General features: G+C 28.3%; 1 protein-coding gene. It reads left to right on the top strand.

The window, feature by feature from the left end; translation table 11 throughout:
• Window positions 1–72: hypothetical protein (locus ACFIKE_RS10855; protein WP_375649920.1), on the top strand; the 72-nt coding region annotated here is incomplete at its 5' end.
• Between the last annotated feature and the right edge of the window lie 1,159 nt (window positions 73–1,231).

Raw genomic sequence — 1,231 nt, 5'->3', positions numbered from 1 at the left:
ACCCTTTATGGACATGATGTTGGATCACATTATCAAGCACAGGGTTTAAAGTTGTCCAAGCATTTTAAATGAGTTGGGAACCACGAATTTTGATAACATGTATGCAGAAAGCGTATTTTAGATAAAAGAAAATTTTATCCTTCATAAAACCGGCACTATGCATTTTATTTTCAGTTTTCAAAGTTATGGTTTTGTATTTGAGAGGGTATGAGAGGCATTTTTACTTCTTTTTTAAAGAGATTTTATCTATACGAACTCCATTTATGATGTGCAAAAGAATAGTTTTGGTTATTTCATCATGACAAAAGCTAAAATGAAAGAATTTTACTATATTCAATATGTTATTCATATTTATTATTATAATAAATCAATAGGTTAATAAAATTCAATATAACAGTAGCGTATTCACTTTTCAAAGTAAATATGCGAGATTGGATGCTGCACTTGACTCCATTTTTCTAGAGCTTAAATGATCAGTATATTTTATTTCGTATAAAAATTATCCTTGAGAGCCAATAAATAATTTTTGCACTACAGTTTAGTAACAATTTTTTTAATAAACATTGTTCTACTTTTAGTAACTCATTTATAGTCTCAAGATATAATATTTCTGGAAAATTATTCAATTTAATATGGAGATCTTCTATTAGTATGGACATTAAAAAATTTTTATACTTTATGTGAATTAGGCACTGTATATTTTTATAAACTTTCATAAATAAGTAACAGGTCTCAGTTTTGAATATTGATATAAGAAGATTTCTGGATGTATGCGACAGCTTTATTTCCAGTATTAATAAAGGATTTTTTCATCTTTTGGGGGAGATTATGGTTTATACTTAATGATACTCTATATTCTTAATAACTGATAATGTAAGGACCTTTGGAGGGAGAAACGACTTGAAATTATAACTAATTAAGCTGCGGAGCAATCGCTTTCGAAGAGGTATTGGTTTAAAGAGAGTATAACATTTCAATTGCACATGAACAATATATGAGTGGATACGTTATTAATGATACTTCATACTATGAGATTTTAAATTTGGATAAGAGAAATAAAGGCGTTGTTTTTATCAATTAGTTTTTTTAGAAAGTTGCAATCTCTGTTGCTTCTATCTATTCAATAGAGTGTTTTAGGAGAATATCGAATAGGTAGGTACACGGATTCGCTTTTATGCGTTTTAGGATATCTTCTCTTTTCATTTAGGAACAATGGTGCCATCAATGATTA

Source organism: Bartonella sp. MU70NMGDW, assembly GCF_042194085.1.
Lineage (GTDB): Bacteria > Pseudomonadota > Alphaproteobacteria > Rhizobiales > Rhizobiaceae > Bartonella > Bartonella grahamii.
Note: the sequence above shows the minus strand (reverse complement) of the source record. Positions and strands in the feature narration are given on the sequence as shown.